Raw genomic sequence first — 15,196 nt, forward strand, 5'->3', positions numbered from 1 at the left:
ATGACTGATGAGGATTACTTTTCTTTGCCGAACAGGCCGGCGGGACGCAGCAGCAGCACGATGACCATCACCACGAACACCACGGTGGCCGAGCCTTCCGGGTAGAACACGCGGGTCAGGCCCTCGATCACGCCCAGGCCCAGGCCCGTCAGGATGGACCCCATGATGGAACCCATGCCGCCGATCACCACCACGGCAAATACGACGATGATCAGGTTCGAGCCCATCAGCGGCGAAACCTGGATGATCGGCGCCGCCAGCACGCCGGCGAAACCGGCCAGCGCCACGCCGAAGCCGAAGGTCAAGGTCACCATCAGCGGCACGTTGATGCCGAACGCCTCCACCAGTTTCGGGTTTTCCGTGCCGGCCCGCAGGTAGGCGCCGAGCTTGGTTTTCTCGATGACGAACCAGGTGGCCAGGCAGACGGAGAGCGAGGCGATCACCACCCAGGCGCGGTAGTTCGGCAAGATCATGAAGCCGAGGTCCGTCGCGCCGGCCAGCGCCTCGGGCACGGCATACGGCTGACCCGAGACGCCATAGAACGAGCGAAACACACCCTCCATGATCAGGGTGATGCCAAAGGTCAGCAGCAAGCCATACAGGTGGTCGAGTTTGTACAGCCAGCGCAGCATGGTTTTTTCGATCAGGATGCCGACCAGGCCGACGAGGATCGGGGCGATGACCAGCATGGCCCAGTAATTGATGTCGAAATAGCTGAGGCCCATCCAGGCCAGGAAGGCGCCCATCATGTACATGGCGCCGTGCGAGAAATTAATAACGTTGAGCAAGCCGAAGATGACGGCCAGACCGAGGGACAACATGGCATAGAACGAGCCGTTGACGAGACCCAGCAGCAGCTGGCTCATCATCGCTTGTAATGGAACGCCGAAAATTTCCATGGCATCACAGTATAAAAAGCACCGCCGGGTAGCGGTGTGGTATCAAGGGAAACGCGCCACCGCAAACGGGTGCGGCGGCGCAAGGCGAACCCTGCGAGCGAAGCGCATGCAGGACGGAGCGCCCGCGCGGCGGCGGGCAGTCCGTGGAGGTTGCTACTGCGTTACTTCCACAACGAACACTTCGATTCAGCCTTGGTCACATATGCTTGCGCACCGGGCACGGTGGCGACCACCTTGTAGTAATCCCATGGGTATTTCGACTCGGATGGCTTTTTGACTTCCATCAAATACATATCGTGCACCATGCGGCCATCGGGACGTACTTCGCCATTCTGGGTGAACATGTCGTTGATCTTGGTCTTTTTCAGGTAGGCCATGACCTTGTCCGTATCATCCGTGCCGACGGCCTTGACGGCTTTCAGGTAGTTCGCCGCGGCCGAATAGTCGGCCGCCTGCAGCATCGACGGCTCCTTCTTCATCTTGGCGAAATAGCGTTTCGACCAGGCGCGCGTTTCAGGATTCAAGTCCCAGTACCAGCCATCGGTCAGGTACATGCCCTGCGTCAGGTTCAGGCCCAGCGAATGGATGTCGTTGATGAAGATCAGCAAGCCGGCCAGTTTCATCGATTTCGTCAGGCCGAACTCGTTGGCCGCCTTGATGCTGTTGATGGCGTCGCCACCCGCATTGGCCAGACCGAGGATCTGCGGTTTGGCCGCTTGCGCCTGCAGCAGGAAGGACGAGAAATCCGAGGCGCCCAGCGGATGCTTGACGCTGCCCAGCACCTTGCCGCCGGCCGCCTTGACGACCTCGGCCGTGTCTTTTTCCAGCGAATGGCCAAACGCATAGTCGGCCGTCATGAAATACCAGTTCTTGCCGCCCTGCTTGACGATGGTGCCGCCCGTGCCGCGCGCCAGCGCCACTGTGTCGTAGGCGTAATGCACGGTGTACGGCGTGCACTCTTCATTCGTCAGGCGCGAGGAGCCGGCACCGATGGCAATGAAGATTTTTTTCTTTTCAGCCGCGACCTTGGCCATGGCCAGGCTGGCGCCGGAATTGGTGCCGCCGATCAGCATGTCGACGCCCTGCTGGTCGAACCATTCGCGTGCCTTCGAGGCGGCGATGTCGGCCTTGTTTTGATGGTCGGCGGAAATGAATTCCACCTTTTTGCCGGCCAGTACCACGCCGGCATCGGCGATCGCCATCTTGATGGCTTCCGCGCCACCGAGGCCGTCGACGTCGGAATACACGCCTGACATGTCGGAAATAAAACCGATCTTGATGGTATCGCCCGATACCTGGGCGTGCGCGGCGGCGGAAAAGCTCAGGGCGCAAAGAGTGGCGGTGGCAATGGCGATAGCGTTACGTTTCATAGTGTCTCCGTTGGGATTATTGTTTGCTATTTAAACGATTGCTCGACGACGATACGGAACTACATGGGCATTACACGCCAAGCAGCTCGGTCAATACCGGCATCTTGGCTTCCAGTTCGGATGCAGCAAAAGTCTCGACGATCTGACCGTGCTCCATCACATAAAACCGGTCCGCCAGCGGCGCGGCAAACCGGAAATTCTGTTCCACCATGACGATGGTGTAGCCCTTTGCCTTCAGGGTGGTAATCATGCGCGCCAGGCCCTGCACGATGACGGGTGCCAGGCCTTCGGAAATTTCATCGAGCAGCAGCAAACGGGCGCCCGTGCGCAGGATGCGCGCCACGGCCAGCATCTGCTGCTCCCCGCCCGACAATCGCGTGCCCTGGCTGTGGCGGCGCTCCTGCAAATTCGGGAACATGGCGTAGATTTCCTCCACCGACATGCCCTTCTCGCCGCTGGCCAGGGTCGGCGGCAGCAGCAGGTTTTCCTCGGTCGACAGCGACGAGAAAATGCCGCGCTCTTCAGGACAGTAACCGATACCCAGGTGGGCGATTTTGTGCGTGGCCAAACCTATCGCTTCGCTGCCATTGACTTTGATGGAGCCCGTGCGTGCGCCCGTCAGCCCCATGATGGCGCGCAAGGTGGTCGTGCGGCCGGCGCCGTTGCGGCCCAGCAAAGTCACCACTTCGCCCTGCTCCACTTTCAGATTGACGTCGTGCAGGATGTGCGATTCGCCATACCAGGTGTGCAGTTGCGTAATTTCCAGCGCGGGTGCGCCGCCATTCACTTGTGTCGCCATCAATGCGCCCCTTCCAGTTCGGCGTGGGTGGTGCCCATGTAGGCTTCCATCACTTGCGGATTGCGCGACACTTCCGCATAACTGCCTTCGGCCAGCATGGCGCCGCGCTGCAGGACGGAAATCTTGTCGCATATGCCAGAGACCACGCTCATATTGTGTTCCACCATCAAAATCGTGCGGCCGGCCGACACTTTTTTGATCAGCTCGGTGACGCGGTGCACGTCTTCGTGGCCCATGCCTTGCGTCGGTTCATCGAGCAGCATCATTTCCGGCTCCATCGCCAGGGTGGTGGCAATTTCCAGCGCCCGCTTGCGTCCGTAGGGCATGTCGACCGTGATGGTGTCGGCAAACTCCGTCAGGTCGACTTCGGCCAGCAAGGCCATGGCGCGGTCGTTGAGCTGGTTCAAGGCACGTTCGCTTTGCCAGAAATGGAACGAGGTACCGAGCTGGCGCTGCAAGCCGATGCGCACATTCTGCAGCACGGACAGATGCGGGAAGACGGCGGAAATCTGGAAGGAACGGATCACGCCCATGCGCGCGATCTGGGCCGGTTTGGCGGCCGTGATATCTTTCCCATTGAACAGGATCTGCCCGGATGTGGGGACCAGGAATTTGGTGAGCAAGTTGAAACACGTGGTCTTGCCGGCGCCGTTAGGACCGATCAAGGCGTGGATATGGCCCCGCTCTACCTTCAGGTTCACCTCGCTCACAGCGGTGAACCCCTTGAATTCCTTGGTCAAATTTCTTGTTTCCAAGATTACGTTTGACATCGTGTCTCCTAGTTGTACTTTTTGTACTACTTAGTCATTTTTATAATACACAACTTAAATTTAACGCACAATACAGTATAACTACGGGGATTTTTCGCCAGCCCGAATGGCGCAAACTCGCACGCTTGCCCCGCTATTTCCAGGCCGCGTGTATCATTTGCGCCGCTTTTTCCGCGATCATCACGGTGGGCGAGTTCGTGTTACCAGAAGTAATGTACGGCATGATCGAGGCATCGACGACACGCAAGCCGGCCACGCCGATCACGCGCAAGGAGCTGTCAACCACGCTAGAGGCCTCGCTGGCCAGACCCATGCGGCAGGTGCCCACCGGGTGGAAGATGGTGGTGCCGATCTGGCTGGCCGCCTGCGCCAGCTCTTCCTGGTTCTGGAATTGCACGCCCGGCTTGTATTCTTCGGGAGCGAATTTTTTCAGGGCCGGCGCGGCGGCGATGGCGCGCGTCAGGCGCAAGGCGTCGGCCGCCACGGCGCGGTCCTGCTCGGTACTCAGGTAATTGGGCACGATCTTCGGCGCCGCATAGCTGTCGGCGCTGGCGATGTGCACATGGCCGCGCGAGGTGGGACGCAAATTACAGACGCTGGCCGTAAACGCGGGAAACGCATGCAAGGGTTCGCCGAATTTGTCGAGCGACAGCGGCTGCACGTGGTATTGCAGATTCGGCGTGGCTTGCTGCGGGTCGGACTTGGCGAACGCCCCCAGCTGCGACGGCGCCATCGACATGGGCCCGCTCTGGAACAGCGCATATTGCAAGCCGATCTGCATTTTTCCGACGATATTGCTGGCCATCACGTTCAAGGTCTTGACGCCCTGCACCTTGTACACCATACGCAGCTGCAAATGGTCTTGCAAATTGCCGCCCACGCCAGCCGAGTCCAGCACGGGCGTGATGCCGTGTTCGCGCAGCAAGGCGGCCGGGCCGATGCCGGACAATTGCAGCAATTGGGGCGAACCGATGGCACCCGCCGTCAGCAAGGTTTCCCGTTTGGCCGTCGCCTGCCACTGCGTGCCGCCGCCCGTAAACACGATGCCCGTGCAGCGCGGCCCCGTTTCCGTCGTTTCCAGCAGCAGACGTTCCACGTGGCAGCCCGTCATGATCGTCAGGTTCGGCCGGCGCGCGGCCGGTTTCAAGAACGCTTTCGAGGTATTCCAGCGAATGCCGCGGCGCTGATTGACGTCGAAATACGCGCTGCCGCTATTGTCGCCGCCATTGAAATCGCTGGTTTTCGGGATGCCCACCTGCTGCGCCGCGTCGCGGAACGCATTCAAAATATCCCACGACAGGCGCTGTTTTTCCACGCGCCACTCGCCACCGACGCCATGGTTTTCCGAGGCGCCGCCGTAATAATCCTCGCTTTGTTTAAATAGCGGCAAGACTTTGTCCCAGCGCCACGAAGCGTCGTCCGTCAGGTCGGCCCAGTGATCGTAATCGCCGGCCTGGCCACGCATGTAGATCATGCCGTTGATGGAAGAGCTGCCCCCGAGCACTTTGCCGCGCGGATAGATCAGGCTGCGCCCGCCCAGGCCCGCGTCCGCCTGCGTGGTATACAACCAGTCCGTGCGGGGGTTGCCGATGCAATGCAGATAGCCGACGGGGATGTGGATCCACACGTAATCGTCCTTGCCGCCCGCTTCCACGAGCAAAACGTTGGCATCCTTGTCGCGCGTGAGCCGGTTGGCCAGCACGCAACCTGCCGTGCCGCCGCCCACGATGATGTAGTCGTATTCGCCTGCCGATTCCAATGAAGCTCCTTTCGGTATGCCATCAAGCTGTCGCGCGGCGTGTCTCCCCACCGCGTCCCTTTACCAGAGTCTGTCTTTCTTCATGCATGCATGGCTGCTGAGCCGTCTTGAGATTACCACCAGTCCTGGGCCAGGGCGACATTAATCGTGGCCAGCGATATGGGCGAGCGTCACGATAAGCTCAAAAACAAGGTCGCCAAGCTGTGGATAACCGTATGGATATCCACAGGTACGATATGTGAGTAAACGAAAATTTTTTTGGACGCCTTTTTTTTATCCCAAAACCATCCCCGGCAGATACAACCCTTACTCAGCGTTTATCCGTACGCCAAGCGATTGTTTACAAGGATAAATCAGGACTTATCCACAGAAGATGTCGCCGTTAACTACTATTACTATTCTTGTATACGATCTTGTTAAGGTAAACCTGACAACGCGCGCTTTGCCTGCCCTTTTCCTTCGGGAAGGTTCACAAGCCTGTCTTCAAAAAAAACGGCGAGCTGCTTTGACTGACAAAAAAAATCGCGCCAACAACTGAGCGACGAAAACCGGCACGGCCGGCATCACGCGCACTGCACTGCCAAACCGTTTTGCAAAATGGAATCGTCAACCGTCCTGGCCAGGTATTCGGCCGAGAGACGGTGCGATGTCGAAAAGAGGGGGTATTTGAGACGATTGTGGATAAGTCACTTGATATCCACAGGATGACTTGTGAGTAAACACGAAGTTATGCGCAGGCCCGCATTTTATACAATTTTGCTCCTCGCGTGATACAGCGATTATGCACGCTTTATTTTGCGCGTAAACGGTTGATCCTGTTGAAAAAAAGTGACTTATCCACAGAAAAAAACGCGTTTACTATTACTACTATTTTTATATATAGATCTATTGTAAACCGACAAAAAAAACGAAAGTCCGGGGATATTTCCAAAAAGCATGCAAAAAACGTCAAAAAAAAGCCAACGGCAACAGTGCTACCCACTGCCAAACCGTCTGCCAGGAATCACCTGGATGCCGATGTTCGTGAAAGAAGCGCGTTCGGGATCGCTCAGCTTCGATTGCCAGACAGGAATCAGTCCACACAAATCCCGTCAAACATGTCATTGCAGCAAGAAAAAATGCGATTTTTGCGTAGCGGTGTGGATAAGTGCCTGCATATCCACAGGATGAGATGTGGGAAAAGTCGATCTTTGTCCACAAGCCAATTTTTATCCCAAACAAGTCCTCGCTGGATACAATGCTTGTGCGCCTACTTTTTTGTGCGCTAAGTCGATGATTTTTCGATGGTATACCGACTTATCCACAAAAAAATGGCCGTTTACTATCATTACTATTTTTATGTATACATCTTTATTTAAAACACAGAGACAAACGCGCACGATGGAAAAGTCACCGAAAAGGCTGTTTTCACCCTGTAAACCGTTTTGCAATTCAAAAAACCTGTAAAAACAGCATGAATTCACACAAAAAAATGCGTTTAGGCATCATCAGTGCCTTGCACGAAGAACAGCAGGGGCTGGTAGAAGCCATGCAAGGCCCTCAGAGGCGTTCGCACGGCATGCGTGACTACACCCTGGGGAACCTGTGGAATATCGACGCTGTGTGCGTCCTGTCGCGTCTGGGCAAGGTTGCCGCTGCCATGACAGCTTCTATCCTTGTGGAAAAGTACGGAGTTACCCACATCGTCTTCACCGGCGTGGCCGGCAGTGGGGATAAACACGTGAAAGTGGGCGACATCGTGGTGGCCGAATCGCTGCTGCAGCATGATATGGACGCCCGACCTTTGTTTCCCCGCTTCGAAGTGCCGCTGACGGGCTTGCAGCGCTTCGCCACGGACCTGGCGTTGAGCACGCAACTGGCCGCCGCCGCGGAAGATTTCCTGCGCGACGATGTTTCCAGCGTGCTCAAGGCGGCCGATATCGTGGCATTCGGCTTGCAGCACGCGCAGGTGCACCGCGGCCTGATCGCCAGCGGCGACCAGTTCATCGGCAGCGCCGCGCATATCAACCAGCTGAAAGCGGATATCCCTGACTTGCTGGCCGTCGAAATGGAAGGCGCCGCCGTGGCGCAAGTGTGTTTTGAACTCGGTGTGCCGTTTACGGTCATGCGCACCATTTCCGACAATGCCAACGAAGAGGCGGCCGTCGACTTCATGCGTTTCGTGCAATCCGTCGCTTCGCCGTATGCGTTTGCAGTGATTCAGCAGCTATGCCAGCGCCTGGCTGGCTGATGTTTCAGCTAGCGTGCATAAAAAAAGGGCAGAACCACTGGTTCTGCCCTTCCTTGTTAACTACCTGCTTAAAATTTAGACACTTAACATCATTAAACTGGCATTACCACCGGCCGCCGTCGTATTCACGCACAGCGCCCGCTCAGCGACCAGGCGCCACAGGGGGATGGCACCGTCCTGCGTGGTGGCGATGGTGGCCACCAGGGCCCCTTCCCGTGCCGCCAGCAGCGGTTTGAGCTGGCCATCGAGGCAGGGCTCGATCATGGCGATCTGGAAATCATGCTTGACCGACTCCAGGCTGCCGACGACCTGGATGCGGTCCTTCAGCGCCGCCGGCAAGTCGCCGGGGATCAGATCCGGCGCTTGCGCCAGCACGAGGGCCTGGTTACCGGTGGCCAGCACGGCCGCCAGCTGGTTCATCAAGGTGCCGGACGTGGCCGCCGCGCACAGAATCGTGCCCCGTGCGGCAAAGCTCAGGGTATTGCGCTCGCCCGTCGGGCCTGGCAAGACGGTGGTGCTGCCCAGCAAGGTGGTGCGTGCGTATTCCTGCGCCAGTTGCTGCACCTGGTCGTGGCCATGCATCTTCGCCCAGACGGTCAGCGCGTCGAGCGCGGGCGGCGCCTGGCGCTGGTGCTGCGCGCCGGCCGGCGCATTGCGCTGCAGGCGTTTCAGATACAGGGGGCCACCGGCTTTCGGTCCCGTGCCCGATTTGCCTTCGCCGCCGAACGGTTGCACGCCGACGACGGCGCCAACGATATTGCGGTTCACATAAATATTGCCCACGTGCGCGCGCTGGGTGATGAAAGCGATGGTTTCGTCGATGCGCGTATGAATGCCCAGGGTCAAGCCATAACCGCTGTCGTTGATCGATTGCACCAGTTGCGGCAGTTCGGCCCGCTTGTAGCGGATCACGTGCAGCACGGGGCCGAAGACTTCCTGCGTCAATTGCGCCAGCGACTTGATTTCCAGCACGGTCGGGGCGACGAACGTGCCTTTGACGGTCGGCAAATCGAGCGAATAATGGTCGATGGCCATGGTTTTCATCTTGTTGATATGCGCCAGCAAGTTACCTTGCGCTTCCGCATCGATGACGGGACCGATATCGGTCGCCAGGCGGTCAGGATTGCCAACGCGCAATTCCTGCATGGCACCTTTCAGCATATGGATGGTCTTGTCGGCGATTTCCGTTTGCAGGAACAGCACGCGCAAGGCCGAGCAGCGCTGGCCGGCGCTGTCAAAAGCGGACGACATCACGTCCTGCACCACCTGTTCCGGCAAGGCGGACGAATCGACGATCAGCGCGTTCTGGCCGCCCGTTTCGGCGATCAGGGGAATGTCGATGCCTTCGGCCACGGCGCGCGCGGCCAGGTTGCGGTTGATCAACTGCGCCACTTCCGTTGAGCCCGTGAAAATCACGCCTTTCACGCGCGCGTCATTGCACAGGCCGGCCCCGACCACTTCTCCACTGCCGGGAAGGAATTGCAGCGCGCCGCGCGGCACGCCCGCCGCATGCAGCAATTGCACGGCGCGGTGGGCGATCAGCGGCGTTTGCTCGGCCGGCTTGGCCAGCACTACGTTGCCCGCTGCCAGAGCGGCGGCCAGTTGGCCCGTAAAGATGGCCAGCGGGAAGTTCCACGGGCTGATGCAGGTGACGGGACCGAGCGCCAGGGTGTTGGGCGCATGTTCCACCTGCGCCGCGTAGTAGCGCAGGAAGTCGACGGCTTCGCGGATTTCCGCGATCGCGTTCGGCAGCGACTTGCCCGCTTCGCGCACGGCCAGGGCCATCAGCTCAATATGGTGTTCCTCGAACAGGTCGGCGGCGCGCAGCAACGCTTGCGCGCGGACCGACGGTTCCGTCGTTTGCCAATCCATGGCATACGCGCTGGCGCTGGCCAGCGCCGTTTCCACGTCCGCCGGACCGGCTTCCATGACCTTGCCCACGACATCGTCGTGCTGGGCCGGATTGTGGATGACTTGCATCGGCGTATTCAGGCTGACGGCGCCATCGATCAGCGGCGCCGCCTGCCATGTCTGCTGCTGCGCCAGGCCGGTGGCCAGGGTGCGCAAGGTGTCTTCATTCGACAGGTCCAGGCCGGCCGAGTTCCTGCGCTCGCTGCCAAACATGTCCAGCGGCAGCGGAATCGACGGGTGCGGCAAGCCGCCCTGCAGGCGTGCCTGTTCCAGCGGATCGCGGATCAGACTATCGATGGCCACGCTTTCGTCGACGATCTGGTTGACGAACGATGAGTTGGCGCCGTTTTCCAGCAGGCGGCGCACCAGGTAGGCCAGCAGGGTTTCATGCGAGCCGACGGGGGCGTAGATGCGGCACGGCTTGTCCAGGTTGTCGGGGCCGACGACCTGGTCGTACAGGGTTTCGCCCATGCCGTGCAGGCACTGGAATTCATAGTCGGTAATACCGTCGCGTTTTGCCCAGGTATAAATGGTCGACAGGGTTTGCGCGTTGTGCGTGGCAAACTGCGGGTAGATCAGGCTGCTGGCAGCCAGCAGTTTTTGCGCACACACGAGGTAAGAGACGTCCGTGTAGACCTTGCGCGTGTAGACGGGATAGCCTTCCTGGCCGTCGACTTGCGCGCGCTTGACTTCCGCATCCCAGTACGCGCCCTTGACCAGGCGCACCATGAACTTGCGGCCGCTGCGGTGCGCCAGGTCGATCAGGAAATCGATGGCGAACGGGCAGCGCTTCTGATACGCCTGCACCACGTAGCCGATGCCTTCGAAGCCGGCCAGGTCCGCATCGAAGGCCAGTGCTTCCATCAGGTCGAGCGACAGTTCCAGGCGGTCCGTCTCTTCCGCATCGATGTTGAAGCCGATGTTGTACTGTTTTGCCAGCAACAGCAGCGCTTTGACCTTCGGCAGCAATTCTTCCATGACGCGGGCGCGCTGGGCGCGGCTGTAGCGCGCGTGCAGGGCCGACAGTTTCACGGAAATGCCGGGGCCGTTGCGGATGCCGCGTCCGTTCGACGCCTTGCCGATGGCGTGGATCGCCGTTTCGTACGAGGCGTAGTAGTTGGCCGCGTCGGCTTGCGTCAGGGCCGCCTCGCCCAGCATGTCGTACGAGTAGCGGTAGCCGCGCGTTTCATTCTCGCGGCTGTTCTTCAACGCTTCCTCGATGGTTTGCCCCGTGACGAACTGGTTGCCCAGCATGCGCATGGCCAGGTCGACGCCCTTGCGGATCAGCGGTTCGCCGCCTTTGGCGATGAGCTTGGTCATGGCAGAACCGAGGCCCGATTCGCTGCTGGTACTGACCAGTTTGCCCGTAATCAGCAAGCCCCAGGTGGCCGCATTGACGAACAGCGACGGCGATTCGCCCAGGTGCTTCTTCCAGTCGCCCTTGCTGATTTTGTCGGCGATTAAACGGTCGGCCGTCTGACTGTCGGGTATACGCAACAGCGCTTCAGCCAGACACATCAATGCAACACCCTCTTCCGACGACAGCGAGAACTCGTGCATCAGTGCATCGACACCGGACGCGCGTGTGCGTTTTTGGCGCACGTTCGAGACCAGGCGGTGCGCCAGCGCTTGTCCTTCGGCGGTCGTTTCGGTGCTGCTGGGGCGCACTTGTTGCAACAGCCACTGCACGGCGGAAACCTCATCGCGCCTATAGGCGGCAGTGATGGCGGCGCGTTGGGGTGTCGCTTCGGGCAGGATTTCTGCCTGGAACGCAGCAAAAGGAATCGGGGTAAAAGCCGAGGGGCCTGCAGGGTGCATAAGTGCTCTTTACAAGGAAAAAGGGGACGAAAACTGACGTAATTCTTGCTCTTTTTTGGTGCAAAAAAATACAGAAAGTCGGACGTTAAGATGATTCGATTGTAAAGGGGATTCTTATGGATTAATTCTGGTAATACAGGGGACTAGCAATAGATAGTTTTTGATGCGACAATTTAACCAAATAATATTAATTTGGGGGTGATAGGAATGCTGGACAAGATCAGTAAGAAAATCTTGATGGAATTGCAGAGCGATGGACGCATCAGCAATGTGGAGCTGGCCGCGCGCGTGAACCTGTCGCCGGCCGCCTGCCTGGAGCGCGTGCGCAAGCTGCACGAATCCGGTTACATCATGGGCTATACGGCCCAGTTGAACCCGCAGCTGCTCGACGTGTCGCTGCTGGTGTTCATCGAAGTGGTGCTCGATCGCACGACGCCGGAAGTGTTCGACGCCTTCAAGCATAGCGTACAAATCATTCCAGAGGTACTGGAATGTCATATGGTGGCCGGCGGCTTCGATTACCTGGTCAAGGCGCGCGTCAAGGACATGGCCGCCTACCGCGAATTCCTGGGCAAGACGCTGTTGCAGAAAGGTGTGCGGGAAACCCACACTTATGCCGTCATGGAAGAGGTCAAAAACACCACCAAATTGCCGATTAAGTGACCCTGGTGTAGCCGCCCCACTTTTCTGATTGAGCTATCGGAACAAATGTTGTAGGGTAGAACCACAATTCTGCTATCCGGTAGCCGCCTGAAACGCCGCATAGACGTGACGTTCAGGGTGCAAGGCGGGCAATCGTGCCCACCCGCATACGGTTACAGCACGTCCCTTCAACGGGACGTGACGGGTTCGCGCAGCGGGGGACAAATGAAGCAGTTGCAGCATCAGCTGGTGCGTTTCTTTGTATTCACGATCCTGGCCATGGCCATCGCCTGTTGCCTGGCCTATCTGTTGCTGCTGTCGGGCGGCGACCATCCGTATCTGATCGCTTGCGTGGCCGCCGCCATCGGCGCCGCGCTGCTGTCGTTTGCCAGCCGTGCGCGCGGCGAGCCGGGCTTGCACGAGTTCGCCGGCACCGTGGGCAACGCCATCGACGCCATCATGATCGGCGCGGCGGAAACCTCGTATTTTGTCGATTCCGTCAAACAGAAGGTGGAACTCGACGTGCGCACGGCCAGCGACATCGCCGACAGCTCCGTACAAAATGCCGCGATGACGGAAAAGATCGCCGCCAATGCGGAACGGGCCGCCAAGGTGGCCGCCGGTGTGCGTGTGGAAAGCGTGGCGGCGCGCGCCGAAGTGGACCAGGGCTTGCGCCGCATCAATCATGCACGCGAGGAAGCGCAAGGCGCCTCCAGCAACATGCTGAGCTTGCAGGAAAAATCCAAACGCATCACCGGCTTTACGGAAGCCATTTCCGATATTTCCGCGCGCACCAACTTGCTGGCGCTGAACGCCGCCATCGAAGCGGCGCGCGCCGGCGAACACGGGCGCGGTTTTGCCGTGGTGGCCGGCGAAGTGCGGCAATTGGCGCAGCGCACCAAGGAAGCCTCCGATGAAATCAGCGTGATGGTGCGCGAAATCAATGAACAGGCGGAAAAAGCCGCACGTGGCATGAGTTCGCTGGCGGCCGGTGTCACGGAAGCGGCGCGCAATGTCGAAAGCGTGCATGCCTCGCTCAGCCATATCGAGGAATCGTCGGGCGAGTCCGAGGACGAGATCGGGCAAATCGCCCGCGCCTCGCGCGAGCACGTCGACACGACGCAGCTGATCGCCGACGCCATCCTGCAAATCCGCGACAGCATGTTGTCGACGAATGCGGAATTGCCGCGTGCCACACAGTCGGCCATGGCCCTGGCCGAGCGGGCTGAAGTGATCGCCGGCGCGCTGGGCGAATCGAGCGTGGCCACGCCGCACGACGAGATCCGCGAGGCGGCCCAGCGCGCCGCGCGCGAGGTAGGCAAACTGTTCGAGCAGGCGATCGCCTCGGGGCGCATTACGCGCGAAGCCCTGTTCGACCGCCACTACCGCCCCATCCCGAACACGAATCCGCCCAAGCACAACACCAAGTTCGACGCGTTTACGGACAAGGTGCTGCCCGACCTGCAGGAAGGCGTGCTGGCCGCATTACCCCATCTGGCCTATGCGGGCGCCGTCGACAACAATGGATATTTTCCAACGCATAACAAGAAGTTTTCCCAGCCGCTGACGGGCGACTACGCCACCGATATCGTGAATAACCGCACCAAGCGCATCTTCAGCGACCGTACGGGCAAGCGCTGCGGCAGCAACACCAAGCCCTTCCTGTTGCAGACCTATAAACGCGACACGGGCGAAGTCATGCACGATTTATCCGTGCCGATCCACGTCGAGGGCAAGCACTGGGGCGGTTTCAGAATCGGTTATCGGTCCAGCAATCACGCATAAAAAAAACGCCTGATGTTTCATCAGGCGTTTTTTTTGCTGGCAGTCACTTACTCGACGTGCGGTTTCGGTGCCACGCCGCCGCCGGCCGCCGTGGCCGTGCGCAGGGTGGGCGTGTTCATGCTTTCCAGGTGATTGCGCAGCCACTTGTGGGCGGGGCTGCGGGCGTCGCGTTCGTGCCACAGCATGTCCAGGTGGACGGCCGGCAAGGTCAACGGCAAATCCTTGTACAGCAGAGACTCCGTCATGCCCGTCGAGGCGATCAGATGGCGCGGCAAGACCGTGATCAGGTCGGAATTGGCGACGACGCGCCCGGCCGTGAAGAACTGGTTGACCGTCAACAAAATGCGCCGTTCGCGGTGGATCTGCGACAGCGCTTCGTCGATCAAACCATGCGCGCGGCCGGAAAAGCTCACCAGTAAATGGTTGGCCGCGCAATAGTTATCCAGAGTCAATTCCTTGTCGGCCAGCGGATGGCCGCGCCGCATCACGCATACATACTTGCCGGAATACAGGCGCTCGTGGCGGATGGGCGAACCCGTCTCGCTCGACAATTGCGCCGCCACGCCCGGAAAGAAGCCCACGGCCAGGTCGATATCGCCGCGCAGCAGCATCGGGCGCGGTTCGCGCGTGGTCAGCGGCATCATGCGCACGTTGACACCAGGCGCTTCGCGTTCGATCGAGCGCATCAATGAAGGCAGCCAGAACGCGGCCGTCGCATCGGCCATGGCCATGCGGAAGGTGGCGTGGGTCTTCGACACGTCGAAGGTTTCCGGCGTGACGGCCGCTTCCAGGCTGGCCAGAGCCGAGCGTACGGACGGCCACAGCGCTTCGGCGCGGGGCGTGGGTTTCACGCCATATGCCGTGCGGATCAGCAATTCGTCACCGAGGCTCTCGCGCAGGCGTTTGATGGCGTTCGATACCGCCGGCTGCGTCATCGCCAGGTGGCCCGCTGCGCGCGTCAGGTTTTGTTCCGTCATGACGGCGTCGAAAACACGCAGCAAGTTCAGATCCAGCGTCAGAAAACTCATGGAAAGCCCAAGATAAAAGTTGAATTGATTACTTAAGAGTGTAAACCGCGCCGGGCACGAATATTTTCACTCGTAAAAAAATATTACAGTTTTCCATTCACGATTCATATAATTGGTATCAAGAAATGGAATTAGATTTATATGTTGCACTGCACTATAGTACTGGCAAATTCTATAATGCACTG

10 protein-coding genes are annotated in these 15,196 nt (G+C 59.2%); 3 read left to right on the forward strand and 7 right to left on the reverse strand.

The genetic code is table 11. The features are described from left to right. Positions 1-14: 14 nt before the first annotated feature. From CSQ95_RS01400 to CSQ95_RS01420, 5 genes are all read right to left on the reverse strand, one after another. Positions 15-899 (reverse strand): branched-chain amino acid ABC transporter permease, encoded by an 885-nt coding sequence (locus tag CSQ95_RS01400; RefSeq protein WP_070288905.1) that lies wholly within the window; start codon positions 897-899, stop codon positions 15-17. A 161-nt stretch (positions 900-1,060) separates the two neighbouring features. Next, positions 1,061-2,269 (reverse strand): ABC transporter substrate-binding protein, encoded by a 1,209-nt coding sequence (locus tag CSQ95_RS01405; protein WP_099408170.1) that lies wholly within the window; start codon positions 2,267-2,269, stop codon positions 1,061-1,063. Between the two features lie 70 nt (positions 2,270-2,339). Further along, on the reverse strand, positions 2,340-3,068 hold the full coding sequence (locus CSQ95_RS01410) for an ABC transporter ATP-binding protein (RefSeq protein ID WP_070218917.1): 729 nt from the start codon (positions 3,066-3,068) through the stop codon (positions 2,340-2,342). Next, a complete protein-coding gene (locus tag CSQ95_RS01415; RefSeq protein ID WP_035823437.1) occupies positions 3,068-3,838 on the reverse strand; it encodes an ABC transporter ATP-binding protein in 771 nt (256 codons plus the stop codon). The genes CSQ95_RS01410 and CSQ95_RS01415 overlap by 1 nt, the downstream gene beginning before the upstream one ends. Before the next feature lie 133 nt (positions 3,839-3,971). Continuing rightward, complete coding sequence (locus tag CSQ95_RS01420) at positions 3,972-5,597, reverse strand: GMC family oxidoreductase (protein ID WP_099408171.1); 1,626 nt, start codon at positions 5,595-5,597, stop codon at positions 3,972-3,974. Positions 5,598-7,068: 1,471 nt separating this feature from the next. Here CSQ95_RS01420 and CSQ95_RS01425 point away from each other — a divergent pair. After that, positions 7,069-7,827, forward strand: a complete 759-nt coding sequence (locus tag CSQ95_RS01425) for a 5'-methylthioadenosine/adenosylhomocysteine nucleosidase (RefSeq protein ID WP_180278927.1) — start codon at positions 7,069-7,071, stop codon at positions 7,825-7,827. A 75-nt stretch (positions 7,828-7,902) separates the two neighbouring features. Here CSQ95_RS01425 and putA read toward each other — a convergent pair whose 3' ends face one another. Continuing rightward, positions 7,903-11,556, reverse strand: coding sequence for a trifunctional transcriptional regulator/proline dehydrogenase/L-glutamate gamma-semialdehyde dehydrogenase (gene putA / locus CSQ95_RS01430; RefSeq protein ID WP_099408173.1), 3,654 nt, complete (start codon positions 11,554-11,556; stop codon positions 7,903-7,905). A 207-nt stretch (positions 11,557-11,763) separates the two neighbouring features. Here putA and CSQ95_RS01435 point away from each other — a divergent pair, with 207 nt between their 5' ends. Further along, the gene (locus CSQ95_RS01435) at positions 11,764-12,219 is read left to right on the forward strand and encodes an Lrp/AsnC ligand binding domain-containing protein (RefSeq protein WP_010393827.1); all 456 of its coding nucleotides are present in this window, start codon (positions 11,764-11,766) and stop codon (positions 12,217-12,219) included. A 204-nt stretch (positions 12,220-12,423) separates the two neighbouring features. Further along, positions 12,424-13,983 (forward strand): methyl-accepting chemotaxis protein, encoded by a 1,560-nt coding sequence (locus CSQ95_RS01440; RefSeq protein ID WP_099408174.1) that lies wholly within the window; start codon positions 12,424-12,426, stop codon positions 13,981-13,983. A gap of 47 nt (positions 13,984-14,030) precedes the next feature. Here the strand turns inward: CSQ95_RS01440 and CSQ95_RS01445 are convergent, their stop codons facing one another. Next, complete coding sequence (locus tag CSQ95_RS01445) at positions 14,031-15,011, reverse strand: LysR family transcriptional regulator (protein WP_034783859.1); 981 nt, start codon at positions 15,009-15,011, stop codon at positions 14,031-14,033. Between the last annotated feature and the right edge of the window lie 185 nt (positions 15,012-15,196).

The organism is Janthinobacterium sp. BJB304 (assembly GCF_002735765.1).
GTDB lineage: Bacteria > Pseudomonadota > Gammaproteobacteria > Burkholderiales > Burkholderiaceae_D > Janthinobacterium.

Coding starts and splice junctions, on each gene's coding strand:
- CSQ95_RS01400 (WP_070288905.1), bottom strand. CDS start 899: ATGGAAATTTTCGGCGTTCCATTACAAGCGATGATGAGCCAGCTGCTG.
- CSQ95_RS01445 (WP_034783859.1), bottom strand. CDS start 15,011: ATGAGTTTTCTGACGCTGGATCTGAACTTGCTGCGTGTTTTCGACGCC.
- CSQ95_RS01410 (WP_070218917.1), bottom strand. CDS start 3,068: ATGGCGACACAAGTGAATGGCGGCGCACCCGCGCTGGAAATTACGCAA.
- CSQ95_RS01440 (WP_099408174.1), top strand. CDS start 12,424: ATGAAGCAGTTGCAGCATCAGCTGGTGCGTTTCTTTGTATTCACGATC.
- CSQ95_RS01435 (WP_010393827.1), top strand. CDS start 11,764: ATGCTGGACAAGATCAGTAAGAAAATCTTGATGGAATTGCAGAGCGAT.
- CSQ95_RS01425 (WP_180278927.1), top strand. CDS start 7,069: ATGCGTTTAGGCATCATCAGTGCCTTGCACGAAGAACAGCAGGGGCTG.
- putA (WP_099408173.1), bottom strand. CDS start 11,556: ATGCACCCTGCAGGCCCCTCGGCTTTTACCCCGATTCCTTTTGCTGCG.
- CSQ95_RS01405 (WP_099408170.1), bottom strand. CDS start 2,269: ATGAAACGTAACGCTATCGCCATTGCCACCGCCACTCTTTGCGCCCTG.
- CSQ95_RS01415 (WP_035823437.1), bottom strand. CDS start 3,838: ATGTCAAACGTAATCTTGGAAACAAGAAATTTGACCAAGGAATTCAAG.